Source organism: Pseudomonas sp. FW305-96 (assembly GCF_058783825.1).
Genome location: NZ_JBYSYW010000014.1, coordinates 119,426 through 141,378, shown reverse-complemented (window position 1 = coordinate 141,378; position 21,953 = coordinate 119,426). Strand labels below are relative to the sequence as shown.

At 66.6% G+C, this 21,953-nt stretch carries 21 protein-coding genes; 5 read left to right on the top strand and 16 right to left on the bottom strand.

Features of this window, described 5'->3' with window-relative positions; translation table 11 throughout:
- Positions 1–179: 179 nt before the first annotated feature.
- From AC3WL2_RS13350 to AC3WL2_RS13320, 7 genes are all read right to left on the bottom strand, one after another.
- Positions 180–899: a thioesterase II family protein gene (locus AC3WL2_RS13350; protein WP_102685042.1), complete on the bottom strand. Its 720-nt coding sequence runs from the start codon at positions 897–899 to the stop codon at positions 180–182.
- Positions 900–903: 4 nt separating this feature from the next.
- Positions 904–1,125 carry an MbtH family protein gene (locus AC3WL2_RS13345; protein WP_023632740.1) on the bottom strand — a complete coding sequence of 74 codons (222 nt, stop codon included), beginning with the start codon at positions 1,123–1,125 and terminating at the stop codon, positions 904–906.
- Between the two features lie 163 nt (positions 1,126–1,288).
- Positions 1,289–2,683, bottom strand: a complete 1,395-nt coding sequence (locus tag AC3WL2_RS13340) for an efflux transporter outer membrane subunit (RefSeq protein ID WP_102685043.1) — start codon at positions 2,681–2,683, stop codon at positions 1,289–1,291.
- Positions 2,680–5,763, bottom strand: a complete 3,084-nt coding sequence (locus AC3WL2_RS13335; protein WP_102685044.1) for a MexW/MexI family multidrug efflux RND transporter permease subunit — start codon at positions 5,761–5,763, stop codon at positions 2,680–2,682. The genes AC3WL2_RS13340 and AC3WL2_RS13335 overlap by 4 nt, the downstream gene beginning before the upstream one ends.
- An 18-nt stretch (positions 5,764–5,781) precedes the next feature.
- Positions 5,782–6,876, bottom strand: coding sequence for an efflux RND transporter periplasmic adaptor subunit (locus AC3WL2_RS13330; RefSeq protein WP_102685045.1), 1,095 nt, complete (start codon positions 6,874–6,876; stop codon positions 5,782–5,784).
- A gap of 14 nt (positions 6,877–6,890) precedes the next feature.
- Positions 6,891–7,376, bottom strand: coding sequence for a DUF2165 family protein (locus AC3WL2_RS13325; protein ID WP_102685046.1), 486 nt, complete (start codon positions 7,374–7,376; stop codon positions 6,891–6,893).
- 240 nt (positions 7,377–7,616) lie between these two features.
- Positions 7,617–8,831, bottom strand: coding sequence for a sugar transporter (locus tag AC3WL2_RS13320; protein WP_102685047.1), 1,215 nt, complete (start codon positions 8,829–8,831; stop codon positions 7,617–7,619).
- A 219-nt stretch (positions 8,832–9,050) separates the two neighbouring features.
- Here AC3WL2_RS13320 and AC3WL2_RS13315 point away from each other — a divergent pair, with 219 nt between their 5' ends.
- A complete protein-coding gene (locus AC3WL2_RS13315; RefSeq protein WP_102685048.1) occupies positions 9,051–10,367 on the top strand; it encodes a hypothetical protein in 1,317 nt (438 codons plus the stop codon).
- Between the two features lie 33 nt (positions 10,368–10,400).
- Here the strand turns inward: AC3WL2_RS13315 and AC3WL2_RS13310 are convergent, their stop codons facing one another.
- Positions 10,401–11,393 (bottom strand): bile acid:sodium symporter family protein, encoded by a 993-nt coding sequence (locus tag AC3WL2_RS13310; RefSeq protein ID WP_102685049.1) that lies wholly within the window; start codon positions 11,391–11,393, stop codon positions 10,401–10,403.
- Between the two features lie 133 nt (positions 11,394–11,526).
- Between AC3WL2_RS13310 and ampC the strand changes: the two genes are divergently transcribed.
- Positions 11,527–12,666, top strand: a complete 1,140-nt coding sequence (gene ampC / locus AC3WL2_RS13305; protein ID WP_102685050.1) for a class C beta-lactamase — start codon at positions 11,527–11,529, stop codon at positions 12,664–12,666.
- Between the two features lie 343 nt (positions 12,667–13,009).
- Positions 13,010–13,342 carry a hypothetical protein gene (locus AC3WL2_RS13300; protein WP_102685051.1) on the top strand — a complete coding sequence of 111 codons (333 nt, stop codon included), beginning with the start codon at positions 13,010–13,012 and terminating at the stop codon, positions 13,340–13,342.
- 53 nt (positions 13,343–13,395) lie between these two features.
- Here AC3WL2_RS13300 and AC3WL2_RS13295 read toward each other — a convergent pair whose 3' ends face one another.
- The 3 genes from AC3WL2_RS13295 to AC3WL2_RS13285 form a co-directional block, all read right to left on the bottom strand.
- Complete coding sequence (locus AC3WL2_RS13295) at positions 13,396–13,701, bottom strand: hypothetical protein (RefSeq protein ID WP_102685052.1); 306 nt, start codon at positions 13,699–13,701, stop codon at positions 13,396–13,398.
- 218 nt (positions 13,702–13,919) lie between these two features.
- A complete protein-coding gene (locus AC3WL2_RS13290; protein ID WP_023632482.1) occupies positions 13,920–14,108 on the bottom strand; it encodes a hypothetical protein in 189 nt (62 codons plus the stop codon).
- 140 nt (positions 14,109–14,248) lie between these two features.
- Positions 14,249–14,569 carry a YbjQ family protein gene (locus tag AC3WL2_RS13285; protein ID WP_023632483.1) on the bottom strand — a complete coding sequence of 107 codons (321 nt, stop codon included), beginning with the start codon at positions 14,567–14,569 and terminating at the stop codon, positions 14,249–14,251.
- A 134-nt stretch (positions 14,570–14,703) separates the two neighbouring features.
- Here AC3WL2_RS13285 and AC3WL2_RS13280 point away from each other — a divergent pair, with 134 nt between their 5' ends.
- Positions 14,704–16,125 carry an MFS transporter gene (locus tag AC3WL2_RS13280; protein ID WP_102685053.1) on the top strand — a complete coding sequence of 474 codons (1,422 nt, stop codon included), beginning with the start codon at positions 14,704–14,706 and terminating at the stop codon, positions 16,123–16,125.
- A gap of 2 nt (positions 16,126–16,127) precedes the next feature.
- The gene (locus tag AC3WL2_RS13275) at positions 16,128–16,856 is read left to right on the top strand and encodes a class I SAM-dependent methyltransferase (RefSeq protein ID WP_102685054.1); all 729 of its coding nucleotides are present in this window, start codon (positions 16,128–16,130) and stop codon (positions 16,854–16,856) included.
- Between the two features lie 123 nt (positions 16,857–16,979).
- Here AC3WL2_RS13275 and ribD read toward each other — a convergent pair whose 3' ends face one another.
- The 5 genes from ribD to AC3WL2_RS13250 are packed head-to-tail and all read right to left on the bottom strand — an operon-like array spanning position 16,980 to position 21,920.
- Positions 16,980–17,894 (bottom strand): bifunctional diaminohydroxyphosphoribosylaminopyrimidine deaminase/5-amino-6-(5-phosphoribosylamino)uracil reductase RibD, encoded by a 915-nt coding sequence (gene ribD / locus AC3WL2_RS13270; protein ID WP_102685055.1) that lies wholly within the window; start codon positions 17,892–17,894, stop codon positions 16,980–16,982.
- Positions 17,891–18,550: an SAM-dependent methyltransferase gene (locus tag AC3WL2_RS13265; protein WP_102685056.1), complete on the bottom strand. Its 660-nt coding sequence runs from the start codon at positions 18,548–18,550 to the stop codon at positions 17,891–17,893. Before AC3WL2_RS13265 ends, ribD begins: the two co-directional genes overlap by 4 nt.
- 12 nt (positions 18,551–18,562) lie before the next feature.
- On the bottom strand, positions 18,563–20,254 hold the full coding sequence (locus AC3WL2_RS13260; protein ID WP_102685057.1) for a WD40 repeat domain-containing protein: 1,692 nt from the start codon (positions 20,252–20,254) through the stop codon (positions 18,563–18,565).
- A gap of 24 nt (positions 20,255–20,278) precedes the next feature.
- Complete coding sequence (gene ribA, locus AC3WL2_RS13255) at positions 20,279–20,875, bottom strand: GTP cyclohydrolase II RibA (RefSeq protein WP_102685058.1); 597 nt, start codon at positions 20,873–20,875, stop codon at positions 20,279–20,281.
- 34 nt (positions 20,876–20,909) lie between these two features.
- Positions 20,910–21,920, bottom strand: coding sequence for a formylglycine-generating enzyme family protein (locus tag AC3WL2_RS13250; RefSeq protein ID WP_102685059.1), 1,011 nt, complete (start codon positions 21,918–21,920; stop codon positions 20,910–20,912).
- Positions 21,921–21,953: the final 33 nt, after the last annotated feature.

Below are 21,953 nucleotides of genomic sequence, written 5' to 3'. Positions count from 1 at the left end.
GAGCAAGAGCAAGAGCAAGAGCAAGAGCAAGAGCAAGAGCAAGAGCAAGAGCAAGAAAATAAGTTTTGGATTGGGAGTTGGAAGTTCTTATATGCGGTCAGGCCTCTCGCCGATAACCAGGCATGAGGCCACTGCAGAATTATCAAACTGTAAGAGAATTCTATAAACCGCCCTGTCCATCACGCACAAAGCCGCAATGGCTCCAACGTCCTGCACAGCACATCAAGCACACGATCTTCATGCTCATGTATAAAGAAATGCCCTCCCGGAAACTTCGCCAGCGAATACTCGCCAACCGTCTCCCGCCCCCAGGCCTGCAATTGTTCATCATTGGCGCGATCGTTCTCGCCGGCGAATACATGCAAGGGACATTGCAATGGCAGGCGCTGCTCATACGCATAACGGCCACAAAGCAGGAAATCCGCCTGCACGATCGGCAAGGTCAGGCTCATGAGCTCTTCATTGGCCAGCACTTCCTCGGAGGTGCCACCGAGCTTGCGCAGTTCGGCGATCAATTCGGCATCGCCACGCGGCTCGGTCCATTTGCCACCGGCGTAATCCTCGCGCCGGGTCGGCGCCGCAGTGCCGCAGGCGAACAAGGCCACAGGCGGCGGGCAGCCGAGTGCACGCAACTCATGGGCCAGCTCGAAAGCGACCAGCGCCCCCAGGCTGTGCCCGAGCACGGCGTAAGGCGCATGGGTGACGGCGCGCTGCTCATGGGCCAACTGCCGGGCCAGGACCCGCAGGTCGGTATGCAGCGGGTCAGCCATGCGCGCGCCGCGCCCGGGCAGCTCCACCGGGCGCACCTGCAGCCAGGCCGGCAGCTTGCGCCGCCAGCGGCTGTAGACCATCGCACTGGCACCGGAATACGGCAGGCACAACAGGTTCAGGGTCGACACCGCCTTACTGCGCCGCGACTTCGGCCATCTTCTGGCGCAGGCTCAGGGGCCGCATGTCGGTCCAGACTTCGTCGATGTAGGCCAGGCAGTCCTTCTTCAGGCCGCTCTTGCCCACCGCGCGCCAGCCATTGGGGATCGCCTTGTAGTCGGGCCAGATGGAATACTGCTCTTCGTGGTTGACCACTACCTGGAACTGGATATCGTCGCGGTCGAAAACGGAAGTCATTGCCTGTCTCCTTGAATGATGAGGGCCGAACGCGCCGGGCGCAGGGCGGCTTCCATGAAAACGAAAGGCGCGCGGGGAAAATTAGGCCATTGCTCGTGGTCTTGCCAAAGGAGGGAAGCCCGCATGTCTTGCCGGGCTGCCACAGCGTACCTGGCAACACAGGCTACATCGCCTCGCTCCCCCAGCCCAAGGCCTTGTACAGCGCAATCGCATCCAGGTACGAGGCCGTCTCCGCCTCCGCCACCTCGCGCTTGATCGAGAACAGCGCACGCTGGTTCTCGAGCACCGCCAGGTAGGTGCCGGCGCCGCGCCGATAGCGCTTGTTGGCGATATCGATGGCCTCGCTGCCGTGCCCGGCCGAGGCCACCAGGCTTTGCAGCCGCGCCTGGTTGCGCACCAGTTGTGTAACGGCGTTCTCCACTTCCTCGCGGGCCAGCAGCACCGCCTGCTGGTAGCGCGCCTGGCTGCCCTCGGCCAGCGCCTCGCGCACCCGCAGGCGCGCACGGGCATTGCCCAGGCGCAAGGCCGGCCAGGTGACCATCGGCGCCAGCTCATAAGCACGGGCCGCGCTGCCCAGGTCGCCGCTGCGCAAGGCGAAGAAACCAATGAAACCGCCCAGGTCCAACCGTGGGTACAGCTCAGCAGTGGCCGCGCCGACATCCTCGGTGCTGGCCGCCAGCTCACGCTCGGCACTGACCACATCAGGTCGCTGGCCAATCAGCGCATCAACGTCACCCAGCGGCAACTGGCGCGCCAACGGCGGCAGGAACGGCGCGGCGCCCTGCTCCTGGCTGCCCGGCACCTGCCCGGTCAACACATCCAGGCGATAGCTGGCCTGCTCGATGGCCGCCTGCAGCGGCGGTACCGCCGCCTCGCTGAGCAACAGGTTGGCATGGGCGTTCTGCTGGTCTTCGTACTGGCCACTGCCGGCGCGCACCTGGGCGCTGGTCAGTTGCAGGGTCTCGCGCCAGGCCTCGACCTGATCCTCGGCCACCACCAGGCTGCGTTTGAGCCCGAGCTTGAGGTAGTAATTGCGCGCCACCTCGGCGGCGATGCTCAAGCGCACCTGGCGCAGGTCAGCCGCCGCCGCGTCGGCACGCGCCTCGGCGGCGTCGGTCAGGCGCTGCAGGCGGCCGAACAGGTCGATCTCCCACTGCACGTCGAATCCGGCGCGGTACTGCTCGGTGCGCATGCGCCGCGGATCGCTGCCATCGGCCGGTTGCTGCTGCTCCAGGCTCTGGTTGTAGCCAGCGCGGGCGGTGACCCAGGGGTAGCGGTCGAGGCTGCGGTCGTCGAACAGCGCCCGCGCCGCCAGCAGGTTGGCATGGGCCTGGCGGATATCGTGGTTGTTGACCAGGGCCTGGTCGACCAGACGCACCAGCTGCGGATCGTCGAAGAACCGCCACCACTGCTCCGGCATCTCGCCACGGGCGGCGAAGGCGGCGCGCTGCGGACTGTGCAGACCACTGGCAGGTGCCTCGGGCTTGCGGTAGTCGGGGCCGACGCTGCAGGCCGACAAGGCCAGGGCCAGCAGGGATACGACGAATACCGGCTTCATGGCTGCCCCTCCAGGGTTTCGGCCAACGATCGGGCCCGTGCCGAACGCGCCGTGCTGGCATGGTCACGGGCCAGCAGGCTGTAGATGGTCGGCAGCACGAACAGGGTGAACAAGGTGCCGACCAGCATCCCGGTGACAATCACCACGCCGAGCCCGAAGCGGCTGGCAGCACCGGCACCGGAGGCGAACAACAGCGGGATCAGCCCCACCACCATGGCCGCCGTGGTCATCAGGATCGGCCGCAAGCGGATCTGCGCTGCCTTGCCGATGGCCGTGCGCCGGTCCAGGTGCTGCTCGGCCTGCAAGGTGTTGGCAAATTCGACCATGAGGATGCCGTGCTTGCTGATCAGGCCGATCAGCGTCACCAGGCCGATCTGCGTGTAGATGTTCACCGTGGCCACCCCCAGCGCCAGCGGCAGCAGGGCACCGCTGATCGACAGCGGCACGGTGATCAGGATGATCAGCGGATCGACCAGGCTTTCGTACTGCGCCGCCAGCACCAGGTAGATCACCACCACGGCGGCGAGGAAGGCCAGCATCAGGGCGTTGCCCTCCTGCTGGTACTGGCGCGCGTCGGACTGCCAGTCGATGCTGAAGCCCGCCGGCAGTTCGGCGGCGGCCTGCTCGAGGAAGGCCACGGTGTCGCCCAGGGTGACGCCAGCCGCCGGAATACCCTGGAAGGTCGCGGCGTTCTGCTGGTTGAACTGGGTCAGGCGGTTGGGCTCGACCTGCTCGCTGACCTGCACCACGGTGGACAGCGGCACCAGCCTGCCCTCCTCGCTGCGCACGTACTGCCGGGTCAGGGCCTGCGGGGTCAGGCGCTGATCGCGCGGGCTCTGCGCGATCACATCATAGGAGCGGCCATCCAGGCCGAAGCGGTTGAGGTAGTTTTCGCCCACCAGCACCGCCAGCGACTCGCCGATGTCCTGCATGCGGATACCCATGCTGTTGGCCTTGGCCCGGTCGACCCGCACCTGCACCACCGGGTTGTTGTAGTCCAGGTCGCTGTCGACCACGGCGAACAGGCCGCTCTGCCGCGCCTTGGCCTTGACCTGCTCCATGGTGTCGAACAGCACCCGGTAGTCCTGCGAGCTGCGCAGCACCATCTGCACCGGCAGGCCACCGGTGGAGCCCGGCAGCGCGGGCAGCTGGAAGGCGAAGATGCTGGTGCCCTCGACATCGTTCACCGCCGCCTGCAGGTCGAGCTGGATCTGCGAGGCATTGCGTTCGCGCTCGCCCCATGGCTGCAGGTTGATGCCGCCGATGCCCGAGGCGATGCCGTCGCTGCCGTTGATGATCCAGGTGCTGACGGTTTCCGGCAGGGTCCGGTAGACCGCATCGAGCTTGTCGGCGAAGCGCTCCACATAGGCCAGGTTGGCGTGCTGTGGCGCCTTGATCGCGGTGAGCAGCCCGGCCTGGTCCTCGGTCGGCGCCAGCTCGCGCTGCGGCAAGGCGTACAGCAGCGGCAGGCTGACCAGCACCAGCAAGGCGAAACCGACGCTGATCCAGCGGTGTTTCAGCGAGAAGCCCAGCACATGGGCGTAGCGCTCGGCCAGCCAGTCGAAGAAACGGTTGGCCGCATGAGCCATGCGCCCCTCGGACTGGCGGGCGTCGAGCAGGAACGAGCTCATCACTGGCGACAGGGTCAGGGCCACCACGCCGGAGACCACCACCGCCCCGGCCAGGGTCAGGGCGAACTCGCGGAACAGCGCGCCGGTCAGGCCGCCCATCATGCCGATCGGCGCGTACACCGCCGCCAGGGTGATGGTCATGGCGATCACCGGCCCGGCCACCTCACGGGCGCCGATCAATGCCGCCGCCACCGGCGTGCGCCCTTCCTCGATATGGCGGTGGACGTTCTCCACCACGACAATGGCGTCGTCCACCACCAGCCCCACCGCGAGCACCATGGCCAGCAGGGTGAGCAGATTGACGCTGAAACCGAAGGCCAGCATCAGCGCCGCGGCCCCGAGCATCGACAGCGGGATGGTCACCACCGGAATCAGCACCGTGCGCAGCGAGCCCAGGCACAGGTAGATCACCACCACGACGATTGCCAAGGCCTCGAGCAAGGTCTTGGTGACCTCGTCGATGGAGGCCTGGATGAAGCGCGCCGTCTCGAAGGCAAGCTCCGCCTTGACGTCCGGCGGCAGGGTCTGGCGAATCTGTGGCAGCAACTGGCGAATGCCGTCGACGATCACCAGCGGGTTGCCGCCCGGGGTGGCGAACAACCCCAGGTGCACCGCCGGCACGCCGTCCATGCTGGCGCTGGTCTCGGCCGAAGCCGCGCCCAGCTCGACCGTGCCGATGTCGCGGATGCGCACCAGGCCGTTGCCGTCGTTGCGGATCACCAGCTCACGGAAGTCGCCGACCGAGGTCAGGTCGGTGTCGACGCGGATATTGGCGATCACGTACTGGCCCTTCACCTTGCCCGGCGCCGCCTGGTAGTTGTTGCGGCGCACCGCCTCGGCCACGTCGGCCGCGGTCAGGCCCCGGGCGGCCAGGCGCGCCGGGTCGATCCACAGGCGCATGGACAGGGTCTGGCCACCGAACACCTGGACCTTGGCCACACCCTCGATGGTACTGAGCAGCGGCTCGACCACCCGGGTGAGGTAGTCGGTCATGGCCGGGATCGGCAGGCTCGCGCTGGCAAAACCGATGTAGGCCACGGCCGTGGACTCGCCCGCCGAACGCTCGATCACCGGATCGTAGGCCCGCTCCGGCAGGCGGAAACGCACCTGGTTGACCTTGGCCATCACCTCGGTGAGGGCCTGGGTCGAGTCGCGGTTCAGCTCCATGCGCACGGTCACCAGGCTACGGCCCTGCACCGACGAGGACGACAGGTAGTCGATACCTTCCACCGACGACACCGCCTGGGCGATCGGCTGGGTGACGAAACCCTGCATCAGCTCGGCGGGGGCGCCGGGGTACTCGGTGGTCACGGTGATGGTCGAGCTTTCCAGCAAGGGGTACTGGCGGATCGGCAACTGCAGCAGCGACAGCAGCCCCAGCAGCAGGATCAAGGTGCTGACCACCAGCGCCAGCACAGGCCGGCGCACGAACAGGTCGGTGAATGTCATGGCGTTTTCTCGCTGGGGTCAGGCGCCGCTGGCCGGGGCCTGCAGGGTGTCTTCGGTGGCTTGCACGGCGGCGCCGTCGCTCAGGCGCAACTGCCCGGACACCACTACCTGGTCGTCCTCGCGCAAGCCCTGCTCGATCACCACCCGCCCGGCCTGGCGTTCACCGGTACGCACTGCCACGCGCTGTACCACCAGGGCATCGGCGGCGGCATCGTGGCGGGCGACGAACACCGTGTCGCCGTAAGCGGTGTAGGCAACGGCGGTTTCCGGCACGGTCAGCACCTGGCCGTCATCGGGGCTGGCTACCTGCACGCTGGCATACATGCCGGCCGACAGGCGCGCATCGGGCTTGGCCAGGGTGGCCTGCACCTGCACCGTGCGCGAACGGCCGATCAAGGGGTCGATGGCGGTGATGTGCGCGGTGAAGGCCGTATCGGGGAAGGCATCCAACCGCACCTCGACCGCCTGGCCGGTGCGCAGCTGGGCGCTGAGCTGCTCCTCGAGGGAGAAGTTGACGTACAGGCTGCGGGTGTCGATCAGGCTGACCACCGGGTCGCCGACATTGAGGTACTGGCCCTGGTTCACCCGGCGGATACCCAGGCGCCCGTCGAAGGGTGCGCGCACCGCCTTCTGGGCGATCACCGCCTCGGTACGGGCCAGCTCGCCCTGGGCCATGTCGCGGGCCGCCAGGGCGTTGTCCAGCTGTTCCTGGGTGGCGGCGTTCTCGCGCAGCAGGTCCTTGACGCGCCGGTAGTTGGTCCGCGCATTGTCCAGCTGGGCCTTCAGGCGCAGGCGCTCGGCCTGCTCCGGGGCATCGTTGAGGGTGACCAGCACATCACCCTTGCGCACCTGCTGGCCGGAGCTGAAGTTGATCGCCGTCACCCGCCCGCCGATCTCGGCCGACACCAGCACCTGGTGCACCGCCTCCAGCTCGCCGACGCCGGCGAAGGCGCGTTTCTGCGGTGCTTTCTGTACCGTGGCCAGGGCCACCTTGACCAGGTGCCGCGGCGCGGCTGCCGTGGCCTGGGCCTGCCCGGTGTGGCGCCAGGCCAGGCCACCGGCGGTGGCCAGGGCCAGCACCAGGGCACTGCCAAGTATTGCCTTGCTATTCATTGCGCGTCCTCGCCTCAGGCCCAATCCAGGTTGAACAGGAAGAACGCCAGGGTCGCCCACAGCACCAGCACCAGGTGGGTGAGCTGCAGGCCTTCCTGGCGTATCCAGTAGCCGAACCACAGGCCCCCGAGCAGCATGGCGAAAGTGAAGGCGAGGAAGGCGCCAAGTGCCAGGTTCAACCAGGCCCGGGCCATGAGCGGGTCCTGGGCGACGATCAGCCCATAGGTGCCGACCCAGGCCGCCAGGCTTGCGACGATCTGCAGCAGCAGGATCACCAGCAGCGCGGCGCGGGCCAGGCCCGCCGAATGACAGGCCCTGCGCAGCAAGGGGAATTCGATGGCCGGCGGCTGGCGCAGTGGCGCCATGGCCAAGGTGGCGCCAATGGCGCCGACGGAGCTGGCGAAGGCCTGCAGGTTGTTCAATACCGCGATGCTCAGCCACAACGCCAGGCCCACGGCCTGGATGGCCTGGAACAGCCACAGGGAGGTGTGCAAATCCATATCAACGTCCGTATTGATGGCCTGGGCGGGACGCCAGGCAATTACACAAGAAAACGCTTGGATATTAGAGGCAGCCTTGCCGATACACAAGCGCCCCTATTACAGGGGCGCGTGTTGACAGGGAAGTTGATGCGGATCAGTCGGGAGACATTTGCAGGGCTGGAGGTGCCAGGAACCGGGATTCTTGGTCAATGGAATGCCTGCAAGAGCGGCTTTGACCGCTCCTGCAGAAGGCGTGGTTCACGCCTGCCCAGGCACCCGAGTCAGGGCTTCGCGAAAGCGCTGGGTACTGGCCAGCGCCAGCACCAGGCCGACAACCGCCACGCCGCCCCCCACCAGGCCGATATGCGCCACGCCCACCTGGCTGCTGACAATGCTGCCAAGCAACGCACCGCCACCGATACCGATGTTGTAGATACCGGAGAACAACGCCATGGCCACGTCGGTGGCATCCGAGGCAAGCTTGAGGGTCTTGGACTGCAAGGCCAGGCTGAAGCTCAGGATCGCCACGCCCCAGACCATGCTCAGGGCGGCGAACACCTGGAAATTGCCCGACAGCGGCAACAGCAGCAGCAGGCACGCGGCAAGCGCGCCGATGGCGCCCACCAGGAAGCCATGGGGGAAACGCTCGCTATAGCGGCTGAACAACACCGAGCCGAACACGCCGGCACCGCCGTACAGCAACAGCAGCAACGTGGTGTGTTCGCCACTGATCCGTGCCACGTGCAGGGCGAAGGGTTCGATGTAGCTGTAGGCAGTGAACTGCGCGGTAATCACCAGGGTTACCAGCATGTAGGTGATCACCAGCGCCGGACGCTTGAACAGCACCGGCAGGCTGCGCAGCGAGCCGGAGTTCTGGCTCGGCAGCAGCGGCAGCGACTTCATCAGGCAGAGCATGGTCGCCAGCGCCACCCCGGCGATACACAGGAAGGTAATGCGCCAGCCCAGCGCCTCACCCACCACACGCCCCAGCGGGATGCCCATGACCATCGCCAGGGTGGTGCCGGTGGCCAGCAGGCCCAGCGCCTTGGCCTGCTGGCCGGGCGGCGCCACGCGCACCGCCAGCGACGCGGTGATGGCCCAGAACACGGCATGGGCCAGGGCGATGCCGATGCGGCTGACCAGCAGCATGGCGAAGCTCTGCGACAGCCACGACATCAGGTGGCTGACGATGAACACCAGGAACACCAGCAGCAGCAGGCGGCGGCGCTCGATGTTGCGGGTCACCAGCATCATCGGCAGCGAGGCCAGTGCCACTACCCAGGCGTAGATGGTCAGCATCAGGCCGACCTGTGCGGTAGTCATCTCGAAGCTGCGGCCGATATCGCTGAGCAGCGCCACCGGGACGAACTCGGTGGTATTGAAGATGAACGCCGCCAGCGCCAGGGCGATGACGCTCAGCCAACTGCCGCTGCCGGCGGTGGGAGGCATGGAGGTGGGGACGGGACCATTCATGTGAAGATGTTTTTCTCCGCGGACAAGGCAACAGGACGCGCATCGCCTGCCCAGGTTCCAGGCCGGTGACGCACGTTTTCTTATTGAAAGGATGTCCGGCATGGTACGCATCAAGGCCGAGCCTCACAACCGCGGGTGCGGACGGAGTACCATGCGCGCCTGCGTGCACCCTTTTGTCGCACATCACCTACCCTGCGGAACAAGGAGTTCGATCCGCCCATGGACAAGCAGCACCCCCAGCAGCAATGGCGCGAGGCGGTCATCGCCTATGCCGAGGCCATCAACCGCTATGTCGCGCAGGGCCGCGCGCAAGGCTGGGACGATCTGGAGGAACCACAGGCGCCGGCCACCGAGCACCTGCTCGACGCCTGGCAGGCGGCGCTGCTGGCCATAAACCGCCCGGGCACCGACGAACAGCAACGCCGGTTGTTCCGCGAAGCCTGGCCCCCGGCGCATCTGCCGCTGTTGCCATTGCTCGACGAACAGGCCCAGGGCATCGGCAACCTGCTGCTGCTCGACGACGGCAGCCTGCTGGTGCGCATCGGCATGCCGTTCGAGCGCGGCCAGGTGCTGCGCCTCGACGACCAGGGCGTCACCCCGGTGATCGGTGTCGAGCACTTCGGGCGCTGCCCAGGGCGGCGCTACTTCGCCCTGGCCAACGCCGAGGGGGTACGCGTGACCGATGGCTGGGGTGGCCCGCAAGTGGCCCGGCTGGCCTGGCCCCATGGTCTGGAAGGGTTACCGGCGGGTTACCCGTTCGACCCCTTCGACCTGCCGCCGACGCCCACTGCGCTGCTGCCCTTCCCCGATGGCCAGCGGGTCCTGCTGGTCAGCAGCGACGGCATCTTCGTGCTTGCCGCCGCTGGTGCCACGCGCCTGCTGCCACGCGAGGACGATATTCTCGAGGAGCTGCGCCAGGGCACTGACCCGGACGACATCGCCCTGGGCCTGACGATGGCACATGCCGCGCTGTCACCGGACGGCAGGCTGGTCGCCCTGGGCGAACAATGCGGCCGTCACCTGGTGCTCGACGAGCAGTTCAGGCGCATCGCAGAGGTCGGCCCGGCCAGCGAGTACCCGCACTTCGCGCTGTTCAACCGCCGGGGCGACCAGCTGATCCTCAATGCCTGCCACTTCTATCAGGGTGGCACCGTCGGCGTGCGGTTGGCCGACCTGCCGGGGCTGGATACCGGTTTCTACAGCAATGATCCGCGCACGCCACTGCTGCAGGACGGCGCAAGGGTCTACGCCGGGGTGGCCCGCGATGGCGAATACATCGTCGGTGACGCCCATGGCTACCTGCGCGCCTTCGGCGAGGACGGCCACGAGCACTGGCAGCACTATCTTGGTTCGACCATCAGCGCGATGGACATCAGCGCCGACGGCCGCACCCTGGTGGTGGCCAGCCATGCCGGGTTCATTTCGCAGATCGCTCTGGACCGTGGCCGACCGCAGTGGCAGATCGGCACGGGGGCGCATGGCGAGGTGCGCCGCTGGTTGTGCTGGAAAGGGTTCGACCGGCCGCTGGCCTGGTAGATCGCTGGCGCGGGCCTGCGGCAGGGATCCGTCTCAGGAAGCCGCCGTCGCCTGCCCGCCCTCCTCGACCCGCGCCGCATAACGCTGCGCCAGCACCGCGCAGACCATCAGCTGGATCTGGTGGAACAGCATCAACGGCAGGATCATTGCCCCAATGCCACCGCCGACGAACAGCACCTGGGCCATGGGCACGCCGGTTGCCAGGCTCTTCTTGGAACCTGCGAAGAGAATGGTGATGCGGTCCTCGACATTGAAGCCCAGCAGCCGCCCGAGCAGCCGCGTGCCGAGCAGCACCACCGCCAGCAGGATCCCGCACACGGCGAACAGGCCCGCCAGGTGCTGCGGCGACACCGTGTGCCACAACCCGGTCACCACCGCCTCGCTGAAGGCGGTGTACACCACCAGCAGGATCGAGCCCTGGTCCACCAGCTTCAGCCAGCGCGCATTGCGCTGGACCCAGGCACCAATCCAGCGGCGGGCGATCTGCCCGGCGACGAAAGGCACCAGCAACTGCAGGGTGATCTTCAGCACCGCATCCAGCCCGGAGCCGGTGTCGCCCGAGGCGCCCAGCAACAGCATCACCAGCAGCGGCGTGAGGAAGATCCCCAGCAGGCTCGAGGCCGCCGCGCTGCAGATCGCCGCAGGCACGTTGCCACGGGCCAGCGAGGTAAAGGCGATGGCCGACTGCACCGTGGCCGGCAAGGCGCACAGGTAGAGCACGCCCAGGTACAGCTCGTTGCCCACCAGCGGCACGAACAGCGGCTTGAACGCCAGCCCCAGCAGCGGGAACAGCACGAAGGTGCAGGAGAACACCAGCAGGTGCAGGCGCCAGTGGCCGGCACCGGCGATGATCGCCTCGCGCGACAGCTTGGCGCCGTGCAGGAAGAACAGCAGGCCGATGGCCAGGTTGGTCAGCCAGCCGAACAGCACCGCGCCCTCGCCGGAACACGGCAGCACGGTGGCGATGAACACCACCCCGAGCAGGGCCAGGGTGAAGTTGTCGAACAGCATGCGCAAATATCTCATCACAGATTCCGCCTTGTCTTTGTGCAAGCCTGGACGATAAGGTCTCGGCCTTTAAGCCGCTAACGCCGGAACCCCCGTCAGTGTCGCCCAACGGACAACCCGGCGGCTGAATCACGAAAAGGAACCTTGCACCATGAAACGTCCCCCGCACCTGCTGCTGGCCACTGCCCTGACGCTGGCCGCGCCACCACTGTTAGCAGGCGACCTGCAGCACAGCGTCGATGGCGTCATCCAGCCGCTGATGCGCGAGCACGGCATCGCCGGCATGGCCGTGGCAGTGTATGCCAATGGCCAAGCGCACTATTTCAACTATGGCCTGGCCGACAAGGCCCGCGGCCAGGCAGTGACCCGCGACACCCTGTTCGAGGTCGGCTCTGTGAGCAAGACCTACACCGCCACCCTCGCCGCCCTGGCCAGCGCCGAGGGCAAGCTCGACCTCGCGGCGCCCGCCAGCCGCTACCAGCCCGCCCTGGCCAAGGCGCCGATCGGCAGCGCCAGTGTGCTTGAGCTAGGCGCCTACAGCGGCGACTGCCTGCCACTGCAGTTCCCCGACGAGGTGCAGACGAAGGAGCAGACCCTGGCCTGGTTCCAGCACTGGCAACGCCGCGCCGAACCCGGCACCCAGCGCTGCTACTCGAACCCCAGCCTGGGCCTGTTCGGTGACCTGGCAGCCCGCGCGCAGAAGCGGCCATTCGCCGAACTGATGACCCAGGGGCTGCTGCCTCGATTGGGCCTCGAGCACACTTACCTGGAAGTACCGGCCAACGCCCGTGGCCTCTATGCCCAGGGCTACGATGCCAAGGACAAGCCGGTACGGGTCAGCCCGGGCCCTTACGCCGAGCAGGCCTACGGCATCAAGAGCAGCGCCAGCGACCTGTTGCGCTATGTCCAGTTGCAACTGCAACCGGCCGCGCTCGACCCTGCCCTGCGCCAGGCCATCGCCATCACCCAGGCCGGTTACTTCCAGGTCGGCGCCATGACCCAGGGCCTGGGCTGGGAGCGCTACCCCTACCCGGTCAACCTCGACACCCTGTTGGAATACAACGGCGCCAAGATCATCCGCGGAGAAAACCCGATAAAGGCGTTGAACCCGGCGCTGCCCGCCGAGCCTGCCGCCTGGTACAACAAAACCGGCGCAACCAGCGGTTTTGGCGCCTACGTGGCATTCGTGCCGTCGAAACAGATGGGCATCGTACTGCTGGCCAACCGCAACTACCCCAACGAGGAGCGGGTACGTGTCGCGCAACGCATCCTCTCAAGCCTGGAGCCATGACGGTCGATTCCCGGCGCCGGCGAACGGACTCGACAGACACAACGAAGAGGATTGTCCGACAAGATGTAGTGACTAAAAATAATCACTACAAAACGGTTGACGCCCTTCCCGCGCCTTGGGCATGATGAGGCCGTCTCCCTGATCGGGAGCGGTGGCAAGGGTGTTCCAGACGGCCTGCGCGGTAACGCAGGCCGTCCGTGGAGAGGGAAACTGCCCAGAAGGCAGCGTGAGAAAGCCCCTGTTGCGAAGCTGCTGTAGCAGCCTTGGTTAGCGCGCTACATGGTGTGGCGCCAATGTGAACTTCAGACGAACTTCACCAACAAATGTGAGTAATGGGGGCTTTATGATGAACTTGAACAACAATCCAACCATCGACCAACTGGCCAAGCTGTTCGCCGCGCGCAAGGACAGCCTCGACGACCACCTGCTGTGGGTCAGCCAATCCGGCGAGGTCCGCCTGGATCGCCTGCCGCCGAACACGGTCGAAGACGAGTTCGAATCGCACATGCCCAGCATGCGCGCCCGTTTCAAGGTCTACCGCCGTGGCCAGGGCTACGTTGGCAAGAAAGCCGCCGCCGACACCTCCTTCGTCGGTCGCGTACTCGAGACCCTGCAACAAGAATGGCCGACCGCCCGTGAGCGGCAGGCAATCAAGGTGATCGACGCGTTGAACTGATCCCGCGGCTTTACACCGTTTCTTGAGCCCGGCCCGACAAAGGCCGGGCTTTTTCATGCCTGGCGCCTGCGCGGCATCGCTTCGGGCAGCGGCAAGGCGCCCGTGGCCAGGGCGCGGGCACGGTCAACGCCCCACACCAGAGCCCGTGTCATGGTTTCACCCGGGCGCGAGGGGTAGTACTCCTCCAGCAACGCCTTGCCGCCGCGGGCGTACAGCCCGAGAAACAGCTGCGTGGCGCCAACCCTGGACAGGCGCACCTGCACATCGATGCTTGTGCCGTCGCTCAACTCCTCGTCATGGCTGCGGCTGTGCAACTGCGCATCGGCCCATTGCCAGTAGGTCTCTTCCCTGATTCGCATTGAAGTCGATACTCCGTGTCTGAAATGCCGCGCAAGAAAAGCACAGCCTCAAGCCGGCGGCGAGGGGGACGCGCCGATACCATGAGCGGGATCAAGAAATGACGGAAAATGCGTGCCGTTGGGCGGTTTTGCGGACCAACATGATCGCGGGGCAAGCCCGCCCCCACAGATTTCTAGCAAGGTCTGTGGGAGCGGGCTTGCCCCGCTAATGTGCTGTTTCACTTTTTCGACGGGACACGCGGCGTGAACCGCCCCTTCTTGGCCCGTTGCAGGTGCGCCGGCTGCAGTTGCTCCGATTCGTCCAGGGTCATGTTGGCAAAGCCCAGGCGCAAGGCCGCTTGCCCGCAGCGCACCTGGCTGTTGATCGGAAACGCATCGTTCAGGTCTTCAAAAAAAGATTCGCTCATGCCCTGACTCCCTCCAATGGCGACCGTGCCGGCAGGCAATGCACCTGCCTAGTGAAGCAGCGGCCCGTTGAAGTGAGACTAGCCGGTCATTTGCAGACCAGCCGGACAAAACCTCCTTGCCCGACCAGTGGCAACTGGCCTTACTTCAACCGCACCGCCGTACCGGTGGCGAACACCACGACCATGCCGCCCTGCACCGACGGCATGCTGATCTCGAAGTCCACGCCTACCACCGCATCGGCTTGCAACTGCCGTGCCCGCGCCACAAGCTCCTCGGTGGCCTGCTCGCGGGCCAGCTTCAGCGCACTCTCCAGGGTCTGCGAACGGCCACCGAAGAAGTCGCGAAAGCGTGCGAAGAAATCGCGCACGAAGTTGATCCCCTGCACCGATTCGGCGCTGACCACACCGAGGTATTCGGCAACAGGGCGGCCTTCGAGCTGGCTGGTGGTGCTGATGATCATGGGTGAAGCTCCTGGAACAAGACAAAAGAGCACGATCCTAACAAATCCACTGCAGCCAAATTACACAAGCAACTTCTTGAATAATGATTTTCCGGCTCCTAGACTCCCAACGCAGGATCACGCAAGGAGCCTTCATGACCGCCATCCCCGAACAGCCCCCCGCACGCTGGAGCGAACTGCTCAGCGGCGGCAACGCGCTGCGCTCGATCGCCCTGGCCGGCGGGGTCGCCCTGCACGCCGTCAATGTCTATATCGTCACCACGCTGCTGCCCACGGTGATCGACGAAATCGGCGGGTTGGCCTTCTATGCCTGGAACACCACCTTGTTCGTGGTGGCCTCGATCATCGGCTCGACCCTTTCCACCCGTTTGCTCGCTCGCGGCGGGCCACGGGTCGCCTATCTGCTCGCACTGCTGGTGTTCACCCTCGGTTCGGCAGTGTGCGCAATGGCCACCAGCATGCCGCTGCTGCTGGTCGGGCGCAGCGTGCAGGGCCTGGGCGGTGGCATCCTGTTCGCCTTGAGCTATGCACTGATCCACCTGGTGTTCGAGAGCCGCCTGTGGCCCCGCGCCATGGCCCTGGTCTCGGCGATGTGGGGGGTGGCCACGCTGTGCGGCCCCGCCGTGGGCGGCGTGTTCGCCGAGGGTGGGCACTGGCGCTGGGCATTCTGGTCGCTGCTGCCGGTGGCCGCCGCCCTGGCGCTGATCGTCTGCCTGCGCCTGCCGGCGCGCCAGGCGCTGGACGACAATGGCGCACGCCCGGCCTATGGCCTGATCGCCTGCCTGGTGGCCTCGGTGTTGGCGATCTGCGCGGCCAGCCTGGCCGACTCACTGTGGGTCAATCTGGCCGGGATCGTCGCCGGGCTGGCCATCGCCGCGCTGATCGCCCGCCTCGATCCCCGTGCCCGTCACCACCTGTTGCCCACCGGCGCCTACAGTCTCAGGCAACCGATGGGCGCGCTGTTCGCCATGATGTGCCTGCTGGTGGCGGCCATCACCACCGAGATCTATGTGCCCTATTTCCTCCAGCGCATCCATGGCTTCGGCCCCCTGGCCGCGGGCTACCTGACGGCCGTGATGGCCGCCGGCTGGACGGTCGGCGCCCTGGCCAGCGCCGGGCGTGACCGCGATGGCGGCGCCTGGCAGATCCGCTGCGGCCCGCTGCTGGTGGTCCTGGCGCTACTGGCCCTGGCTCTGCTGACACCCGCCGTGACGTGGGTGGCCAGCACGCCGGGCCTGGCCGTGTTTGCCCTGGCCCTGGCCGGCGTGGGCCTGGGCATCGGCCTGGGCTGGCCGCACTTGCTTACCCGCGTGCTGCAAGCGGCGCGCCCCGGCGAGGAAAACCTCGCTTCTGCCTCGATCACCACCGTGCAGCTGTATGCCACCGCGCTGGCCGCGGCCCTGGCCGGCCTGGTAGCCAACAGCGCCGGGCTGGTCGAGCCCGGTGGCGTCGAGGGCGCGCGCCGGGCGGCATTGTGGCTGTTCGCCGTATTCGCCTGCGCACCGCTGCTGGCCCTGCCATTGGCGCTGCGCCTCACCTCTGAACGCAAGGAGTGACCATGAAGGAATCCAAGGAAGTCTACGAGCGCATCAGCGAGCAGTTCGAAGACTTCACCAGCCACGCCAGCCAGCGCGGGGTCGAGGTCGACACCTTTCGCTACATGGCCGGCGAAGTGATCGGCGAGGAGATCCTCGACCTGGCCTGCGGCCATGGTTTCTTCAGCCGCCGCCTGAAGGACTGGGGCGCGGCGCGGGTGCATGGGGTGGACATCTCGCCGAGCATGATCTATCAGGCGCGCCAGGCCAACGACGGCATCGCCTACGAAGTGCGCGACGTGGCGCAGATGGGCCGCATCGGCCAGTACGACAAGGTCACCGCCGCCTGGTTGTTCAACTACGCCGGCAGCGTCGAGGAGCTGCGGCGCATGTTCGAAAGCGTCGCCCTCAACCTCAAGCCGTCCGGTCGATTGATTGCCTATACCGCCAACCCGGCCTTCGACCTGGCCCGTGGCAATTTCACCGAGTACGGCATCCGCGTACTGGACGAACAACCGGTCGAAGGCGGCTTCCGCTGCCAGGGACAGTTCATGAGCACGCCGCCGGCGGATTTTACTTACTACCGCTGGCACAAGGCTGTCTACGAGCAAGCCGCCCATGACGTGGGGCTGCGCAATGTACGCTGGATCGCCCCGCTGATCAGCGGCATCCGCAAGAAGGCGCATCCGCCGGGGTACTGGGATCTGTTCGAGCAGAACAGCCTGCAGGTTGGGTTGATCTGCAGCCGCTGAGATCACTGGCGCCGCTAACGCGACGCATCGCCGGCAAGCCCACACCGATCGCGTCAACCTCAAGCCATGCGCCATCCTGTGGGAACGGGCTTGCCAGCGATGGGACGCACAAGGCGTCCCCGCTCAGACCTGTACCAGCCACTCATCCACCAGCCCTTGGCGCGCCAGAGCCTTGCACCACGCCGGCTGCGCCTCGACCTGGACTTCATTGCAGTCGAGCTCGTACAACGCTTGCAACACCCGCCGCGCATCGACCTCCTCGATCACCTGGCAGCGCGCCCGGGCATAGCGCCCGTCACGTGTCGCCTGCGCCGCATGCAGCACCAGCGTCGGTGCAAGGCCATCCAGCACCTTGGCCGAGGCTGGGCAATCGAGCCCCTGATCGACCACCACCCGCAACGGAGTCACCGGCTCGACTCGCTGTGCCGGTACCTGCGCCAGCAGCGACGGGTCGCAGGCCTTGACCCAGTCACAGGTGGTCAACAACGCCGACGCCCTGCCCCGCCAGTGCTCCAGCGGCGCCTGCTCGTCGCAATGGCTGAGCATCGCGCCCTCACCCATCGCGCCGATGGCCAGCGCCGCCGGCCGCAACACCCGCACCCAGGGGCGCTGGCGCTCGATGCGCGAGAAAAACCCGCGATTGAGCGCTCGCGCCGTGGGACAGGGCATGGCCTCGACCGCGATGCCCGCTTCGCGCAGCCGAAGCGCACCGATGCTCTGCGACGCATCGGCACTGGCCGTGACCACCCGGCGCACCCCGGCGGCCACCAGGGCATCGGCACACGGCGGGGTGCGCCCATGGTGACCACAAGGTTCGAGCGTCACATAGGCGGTGGCCCCCCGCGCCGCCGGGCCTGCCTCCTGCAAGGCGTGTACCTCGGCATGGGCGTGGCCGGCGCGCTGGTGCCAGCCGCGCCCCACCACCTGGCCATCGTTGACGATCACGCAGCCGACGCGCGGGTTGGGCATGGTGCTGTACAGGCCCTGGTTGGCAAGCGCCAGGGCCATGTCCAGGTAGTGGCGGTCGAGCGCACTCACGTGCGGACCAGCGCCAGCAGATAGCGGGCCTCGCCATGCTGACGCTCGATCACCTCCAGGCCCTGCCAGGTGAAGCCGTGGGCCTCCAGTGTCTGGCGGATGCCATCGTCGGTGAAGAAATAGCCCTGGCGCTGGTTGTCCATTTCCCGCCACCCCGCCTCGGGGTGGGCATCATCAACCCCGAACACGTTCAGCCCCACCAAGGCGCCGGGGCGCAGCAGCCGGCGCACATGGGCCAGGTAAGGGCCCCATTCATCCGGGTGCTGGTGGTGGAAGCAGCCGTTGTCCAGGGCCGCGTCGAACACCGTTCCCGGCGCCGGCTGCCAGTCCTGCATGGCCTTGTTCACCAGGTCCAGGCGATCGCCCCAACGCTTGCGCAGCAACGGCCAGCTGGAGTTCTCGACGATATCCAGCCCGGTGACGCGGTGCCCGGCGAGGATAAAGGTGGAGGCGTCGCGGCCGCGACCCACGCCGATATCCAGCACATGCTGGTCGCCCTGCGGGTCGAGCCGTTCAAGGAAGGCCTGGGCCGCCTGGATCATGCCGACATCCCACGACCACTCGTCCTCGCCATGGCTGTAGCGGTGCACGAACGAGGTGTCGAGGGCCTTGCGGTAGTCGCCCTGGGGCATGAAGTCGCTTGCTTGCTTGCTCATCGTGCTGCTCCTTCAGGATGCCAGGCGGGCGTCGATGCCGTAGATGCGCCCGTCATAGGAACTGGCCAGGAACGCATCGCTGGCCGCGTCATGGGTCAGGCAGGAAATGCCGCTGGCGGTGGGTCGCTGCACCGGCAGCCAGCGCCGCGAGGCCAGGTCGAACAGCGCCACGGTACCGTTGTAGGCAGCGGTGGCGATCACCCGGCCATCGCTGGAGGCAGCGATGCATTTGATCGAGTGCTGGTGCGGCGAATCGAACACCTCGTCGCCGGTCTCCAGCCACAGGCGCAACTTGAGGTCGCGGCCGATGCTGGCGAAACCGCCGGTGATCGGGCAGCAGCCGTTGGAAATGCGGGTGTGCGCCGCCTCGATGTGCCGCACGCAGCTGAAGTCGGCGATGCTGTGCAACGCGGCGTCGGCCGAGGCGCAGACGCTGAACAGGTGACGCTCGTCGGCGGCCACGCCCTTGATCGCGTTGTCGTGCATGGGGATCGATGCCACCAGGCGCAGGCCGCCCTTGCCGTCATGGCCGAACACCAGGCCTTCGCCGGTGTAGGTGCCGATCAGCGCCAGGTCCTCGCCCTGCTTGACGAAGGTGGCGCCACAGTTGAGCGGCGAACGGTGCTGGTAGAGCATGCGCCCGGACAGGCCATCGAACACCTGACCCATCTGACCACCGGTCAGCAGCAGCGGCCCGAACGGCAGGAGGAAGTTGCACAGGCTGCCGACACAGGTCACCGGCTGGTCGTCACGGTGCAGGATACCGGCGTCGCCGATGCTGTACTGGCGCTCTTCGCTGCGCACCACGGCATTGATGCTCACCGCCGGCTCGATGCCCGACACCTGCCACTGGTCCTGCTCGTAGTTCCAGGTGGCGTAGCGCGAGCCGAAGGTGGCGAACACCAGTTGCTCGTCGCCGACGAAGGCGCAGCTGCGTGGCCAGACGATGCTCGGCAGCGCGGTGCTGCGGCGCTTGACCAGGTTGCGCCCGGCGTCGAAGGTCCAGAGTATCGCCGAGCGATCGTAGCTCAGGCTCACCAGCAGGCGTTTGTCGTCGTTCCAGACAATGCGCTTGATCCCTGCGGCATGGGCCGCCACGGTCTGCACCTGGCCGTCGGCGATGATCGAGATGCGCCCCTCGTCATCGCCGGCGAACACCACGCCTTCGCGGGTGATGGCGATGGTATCGGTTTCCACGCCGCCGATGTCCACCTCGTCGCATTGCTGGCCGCTGCGGGTGTCCCACTGGCGCACGGTGCCGTCATCGCTGCTGGAGATCAGGCGCTGGCCATCCGGCGACCAGACCACCGAGATCACGTCGGCCTGGTGGCCATGGAATGCCTGCAGCTGCACGCCATCGAGGTCGAAGATGCGCAGCACGTGGTCACGCGAACAGGTCGCCACGCGTAGGCTGTCGGGCGAGAACACCGCCATCTCGACGTCGTCGTTGTGCCCTTGCAGCACGGCCTTCAGGCGCATGCTCGGCACTTCCCAGATACGCGCGGTGTAGTCGCTGCTGGCGCTGACCAGGTGCTTGCCGTCGCTGCTGAAGGCGCACTGGTTGGCCAGGTGGTCATGGTGCACACGGTGGATCGGCTCGCCGGTGGCCGCGTTCCACAGGATCACCTGGTTGTCGTAGCCTGCGGTGGCGACGAAGTGCGCGGCATGGGCGGCGATACCGCTGATAGGGCCAATGTGTTTCATCGAAAGATCCTTTTTCGCTGGGGGTCAGAGCTTGATCGAATGGGCGGACTTGACGGCCTTCGCCTGCAGGTAGTTGCGGTTGTGGTTGGTCAGGAACACCCCGGTGGGTACCTGCTCGATCACATCGATGCCGCCGGCGCGTAACTGGGCGACCTTCTCCGGGTTGTTGGTCAGCAGCCGGCACTGGTCCACCCCCAGGGCGCGCAGGATCTGCACGGCAGGGTCGAAGGAGCGTGAGTCAGCCAGGTGGTTGAGGCGCAGGTTGGCTTCGTAGGTGTCCAGGCCCGAGTCCTGCAGCAGATAGGCCTCGAACTTCGAGTACAGGCCGATACCGCGCCCTTCCTGGCGCAGGTAGATCAGGTAGCCGCCGACCTCCTTGAGGGTGCGCAGGGCCTCCTGCAGCTGCGGGCCGCAATCGCAGCGCTGCGAGCCGAACACATCGCCGGTGATGCATTCGGAATGCACCCGCACCAGCGGCACGTCGCACTGATCGCGCCCGATACCCACGGCGAAATGCTCCTGGTCACGCTCGAAGCCGTGGAAGCCGAAGAAATGAGCATCGACATCGCCGCCGAGGATGGAAATCGGCACGATGGTGTGAAGCGAAACATCCTTGTTCATGGAATCAGACCTCTTGCACGGAAGACGGAAAAACTCAGTTGTGGTTTTCAACCAGGCGCAAACCCATGACGTAGATCGGTCGCGGGTAACGCCCGTGGCGGCGCGCGGTACGCGCCAGGTCGCGGAAACGGGTGAAGCTGCCACCACGGGCCACGCGGTGGGTGCCAACATCGAGCACCAGGTCGTCCTCGATGCGGGGGCCACCGGGATAAGGCTGGTAGTCCTCGGCAACGTACTCCTCCACGTTGCCGGCCATGTCCAGCACGCCGAACGGCGAGGCCGCATCGATGAACACACCGACCGGCGTGCTGTCCAGGTAGCCCAGCTCGGCAGTGTTGGCGTGCTCGACCTGGTAGGCGTCGCCCCAGGGGAACTGGCGCCCTTCGGCACCGGCGGCGGCATACTCCCACTGCGCCTCCGTGGGCAGGGCGAAGCGCCGGCCGGTACGCTCGCTGAGCCAGCGGGCATAGGCATCGGCATCGCTGGCCGAGACGCTGTACACCGGGTGGTTGGCATGGTGCCGTGGGTAACGGCCGAAGGCCCAGCCGTCGGGGATGCCGGCATGACCGCTGTCGAGCAGGAACTGGCGATACTCCTGGTGCGTCACCGGGAAGCGGGCGATGCGGAACGCCGCCAGCTCGACCGCATGGCGCGGGGTCTCCTTTTCGATCCAGCTGCGGTCCAGGCCCAGCCCGTCGAACTGGTCCATCACCTGCGCCACCGCGCCTGGGTCCAGGCCGATGTGCACCCGCGCCGCGGGAATGTCGATCATGTCCGGGGCGAAGGTGTCGATGCGCGGATCACCGCGCAGCGCCAGCACCTCGCCGGCGCCGATGCGACGCGCCAAAGGCTGGCGCGGCTGTTCCAGGATGGCGAGCAGGACATCCAGCGGAGCCTGGAGCAGATCGGCGAACGCTTCGCCGACCTTGACCTGCAGGGGATGCTCCTGGTACTGCTCGGAATAGCCCATCAACGCCCGGTCACTGACATCCTTGGGCAACGGGCTGGGCAGCCGTGGCCAATGCCACTGTTTGTAGCTGTTCATGCGAATACCTGCCTGGGCACACACCTGCGCGCG

Bases quoted from the DNA above. Each gene is read 5' to 3' on its own strand.
- AC3WL2_RS13345 (WP_023632740.1), bottom strand. From the start codon at position 1,125: ATGACTTCCGTTTTCGACCGCGACGATATCCAGTTCCAGGTAGTGGTC.
- AC3WL2_RS13340 (WP_102685043.1), bottom strand. From the start codon at position 2,683: ATGAAGCCGGTATTCGTCGTATCCCTGCTGGCCCTGGCCTTGTCGGCC.
- AC3WL2_RS13335 (WP_102685044.1), bottom strand. From the start codon at position 5,763: ATGACATTCACCGACCTGTTCGTGCGCCGGCCTGTGCTGGCGCTGGTG.
- AC3WL2_RS13330 (WP_102685045.1), bottom strand. From the start codon at position 6,876: ATGAATAGCAAGGCAATACTTGGCAGTGCCCTGGTGCTGGCCCTGGCC.
- AC3WL2_RS13325 (WP_102685046.1), bottom strand. From the start codon at position 7,376: ATGGATTTGCACACCTCCCTGTGGCTGTTCCAGGCCATCCAGGCCGTG.
- AC3WL2_RS13320 (WP_102685047.1), bottom strand. From the start codon at position 8,831: ATGAATGGTCCCGTCCCCACCTCCATGCCTCCCACCGCCGGCAGCGGC.
- AC3WL2_RS13315 (WP_102685048.1), top strand. From the start codon at position 9,051: ATGGACAAGCAGCACCCCCAGCAGCAATGGCGCGAGGCGGTCATCGCC.
- AC3WL2_RS13310 (WP_102685049.1), bottom strand. From the start codon at position 11,393: ATGAGATATTTGCGCATGCTGTTCGACAACTTCACCCTGGCCCTGCTC.
- ampC (WP_102685050.1), top strand. From the start codon at position 11,527: ATGAAACGTCCCCCGCACCTGCTGCTGGCCACTGCCCTGACGCTGGCC.
- AC3WL2_RS13300 (WP_102685051.1), top strand. From the start codon at position 13,010: ATGATGAACTTGAACAACAATCCAACCATCGACCAACTGGCCAAGCTG.
- AC3WL2_RS13295 (WP_102685052.1), bottom strand. From the start codon at position 13,701: ATGCGAATCAGGGAAGAGACCTACTGGCAATGGGCCGATGCGCAGTTG.
- AC3WL2_RS13290 (WP_023632482.1), bottom strand. From the start codon at position 14,108: ATGAGCGAATCTTTTTTTGAAGACCTGAACGATGCGTTTCCGATCAAC.
- AC3WL2_RS13285 (WP_023632483.1), bottom strand. From the start codon at position 14,569: ATGATCATCAGCACCACCAGCCAGCTCGAAGGCCGCCCTGTTGCCGAA.
- AC3WL2_RS13280 (WP_102685053.1), top strand. From the start codon at position 14,704: ATGACCGCCATCCCCGAACAGCCCCCCGCACGCTGGAGCGAACTGCTC.
- AC3WL2_RS13275 (WP_102685054.1), top strand. From the start codon at position 16,128: ATGAAGGAATCCAAGGAAGTCTACGAGCGCATCAGCGAGCAGTTCGAA.
- AC3WL2_RS13265 (WP_102685056.1), bottom strand. From the start codon at position 18,550: ATGAGCAAGCAAGCAAGCGACTTCATGCCCCAGGGCGACTACCGCAAG.
- AC3WL2_RS13260 (WP_102685057.1), bottom strand. From the start codon at position 20,254: ATGAAACACATTGGCCCTATCAGCGGTATCGCCGCCCATGCCGCGCAC.
- ribA (WP_102685058.1), bottom strand. From the start codon at position 20,875: ATGAACAAGGATGTTTCGCTTCACACCATCGTGCCGATTTCCATCCTC.
- AC3WL2_RS13250 (WP_102685059.1), bottom strand. From the start codon at position 21,920: ATGAACAGCTACAAACAGTGGCATTGGCCACGGCTGCCCAGCCCGTTG.